General features: G+C 46.7%; 3 protein-coding genes. All 3 read right to left on the bottom strand.

All coding sequences use genetic code 11. The annotated features are described in order from the left end of the window. Positions 1 to 21: 21 nt before the first annotated feature. Positions 22 to 1,518, bottom strand: a complete 1,497-nt coding sequence (gene tnpC / locus V7R55_RS19415) for an IS66 family transposase (RefSeq protein WP_334061007.1) — start codon at positions 1,516 to 1,518, stop codon at positions 22 to 24. 86 nt (positions 1,519 to 1,604) lie between these two features. Continuing rightward, positions 1,605 to 1,955, bottom strand: a complete 351-nt coding sequence (gene tnpB / locus V7R55_RS19410) for an IS66 family insertion sequence element accessory protein TnpB (protein ID WP_334061005.1) — start codon at positions 1,953 to 1,955, stop codon at positions 1,605 to 1,607. Then, a complete protein-coding gene (gene tnpA, locus V7R55_RS19405; RefSeq protein WP_334061004.1) occupies positions 1,952 to 2,272 on the bottom strand; it encodes an IS66 family insertion sequence element accessory protein TnpA in 321 nt (106 codons plus the stop codon). The genes tnpB and tnpA overlap by 4 nt, the downstream gene beginning before the upstream one ends. Between the last annotated feature and the right edge of the window lie 79 nt (positions 2,273 to 2,351).

Genomic DNA, 2,351 nt, shown 5'->3' with positions numbered 1-2,351 from the left:
GTAAGCGTCCGGTAATCCCACCTAGCGCTTAGCAAATAACCATGGTAGCAGTTGCTCAACACCGACGTCAGGCTTGCTGAGTTCATCAAGGCAAGTCATCACATACTCGAACACATTGAGGTCGTTGGACTTTGCCGTTTCAATGATGCTGTAGAGCACTGCACTGGCATTTGCGCCTGTAGCGGTTTGGCTAAACAGCCAGTTCTTTCTGCCTATGACGAACGGTTTAATCGCGCGCTCAGCGCGATTATTATCGATATTTAGTTGGCCGTCGAGTGTGTAACGCGTCAGCTTTTCCCATTGGTTCAAGCAGTATTGTATCGCTTCGCCTAATTTGGTTTTCGGTAACACTTGTTGAACTGATTTCATTAGCCATGCGTGAAGCTGATTGAGCAACGGCAGGCTCTTTTCTTGTCTGGTAAGGTAGCGCACCTCCACCGTTTTATCTTTTAACTGTGTTTCTATTCGGTAGAGTTTCTGGATGTGATTCAGTGCCCAATCCGCTTTGCCACTGCCTTTTTTACCTGCGCCTTTCTTCGCTTCCATAAACTTGCGCCGTGCATGTGCCCAACAGCCGATGAGTGTGGCTTGCGTTTGCTCATAGCCTTGATAGCCGTCTACTTGCAGGTAGCCGTTATAGCCATCAAGGAAGTCTACGGCGCATTGCCCAGCGCGACTATTGTGATAGTCGTACAGCACGATATTAGGTGTCTTTGTACCAGGTATATTCCCCGCAGGCGAGTCAGCACCACTGGCGTACAACCACATATAGCTGTTCGCTTTTTCAGACTCAACGACTTTCAGCGTGGTTTCATCCGCCGCGATAACAGGCTGCTTTAACAGATGTTGATGAAGCTGCCCATAAAGCGGTTTAAACAACTCAGCACAGCGGATTATCCAGTCCGCCATCGTCTTACGGCTTAATTCAATACCGTGCTGTTTGAACATCGCTTCTTGTCGATAAAGCGGTAACCCATACTGGTATTTGCTGGTGATGATTTGACTTAACAAGCTTGGCGTTGCGTAGCCTTTTGGAATCACGCTGTGAGGTACGGGGGCTTGTTTAATCGTGTTGCTGATACCGTCCTTTTCACAGGTACGGCACGCATATTTAGGGCGAACATGCTCAATCACTTTAACCTGAGCGGGGATAAACTGAAGCTTCTCTGACTTATCTTCACCTATGAGATGTAACTCACTGGCACAACATTCACAGACTTTGCCTTCGTCGCTAATATCGTGAACAATAACTTCGCGAGGCAGGTCTTTCGGTAGCGGTTTACGTACAGGCTTTTTGCGGGTATAGCTAATCGCTTCTTCAGTTGTTTCAGATTCAACAACCAGTTCTTCCGCTTCATTGAACAACTCACCTTGCCCAGGGTGGCCTTCGGTGCTTTTTCCGAACTGCTTGTGCTGGGCAACACGGAACTGTTCTTCTAAATAGGCAATCCGCGCGCTCTTCTCTTCAAGAAGCGCTTCAAGTTCAGCGATGCGGGATTGGTATTCTTTCTCGTTCATACCGCTATTATCCCGTATTAAGCTGCTGATTACCTTACATTATTAAGACTATTTCGTGATCGTTAATCGCTACTTATGATCACAGGTTATAAGCCGGATGCGTTGTAGTGCAACGGCTGATGCCCTATGACATCGTAGCCCGATAACAGCCATTGTAGTTGTTGTTCACTCATATGCATCTGTTTTAAGTTCGCATCGACAGGCCATTTAAAGCGATGTTTTTCGAGGCGTTTATACCAGAGTGCGAAGCCCGTTTTATCCCAATAGAGTATTTTGACCTTATCGCGCTTTTTGTTGCAGAAGACGAACATTGCATCGCGAAACGGATTCAGGTTCATATCCTGCTCAACCACGACAATTAAGCCATTAATCGATTTGCGGAAGTCGACGATATCCATGTATAGGTAAATGTCGGCAGGCTCTACGAACATCTTCATTCGGCCAATGCCTTCATCACAGCGGCAACCCAGTGAGTGCTAATATTGGATGGCACGCTAAGTTGAGCGTTTCCCAATTTCAGAAGGAGGTCGTCACCCATTTCCTCGGTATAGGATTCAACCTTCGTAACTTCACGCTTCACCTGAACAAACTTGCTACTTGTTCGTTGAAGCCGAATATCGCGACGTCGGGTATAGTAAGTTTGAACGTTAATCTGCTGCTGACGACAAAACTCTACCGCAGTGAGTCCGCTCTGTTTTTGTTGCTCAAATAGATTGAGCCAGTCTTGCACTTCTCTTCGTTGATATTGCTGCATGGTCATTCTCCTTATCAAAAAGAGAACACCATGCCGTAGCTAATTTATGAATTGAATGTGGGGGTTACCGGACGCTCAC

The organism is Alteromonas sp. S005, assembly GCF_036864475.1.
Taxonomy (GTDB): domain Bacteria; phylum Pseudomonadota; class Gammaproteobacteria; order Enterobacterales; family Alteromonadaceae; genus Alteromonas.
This window is presented reverse-complemented; position numbering and strand designations above follow the sequence as displayed.

Coding starts and splice junctions, on each gene's coding strand:
- tnpC (WP_334061007.1), bottom strand. CDS start 1,518: ATGAACGAGAAAGAATACCAATCCCGCATCGCTGAACTTGAAGCGCTT.
- tnpB (WP_334061005.1), bottom strand. CDS start 1,955: ATGAAGATGTTCGTAGAGCCTGCCGACATTTACCTATACATGGATATC.
- tnpA (WP_334061004.1), bottom strand. CDS start 2,272: ATGCAGCAATATCAACGAAGAGAAGTGCAAGACTGGCTCAATCTATTT.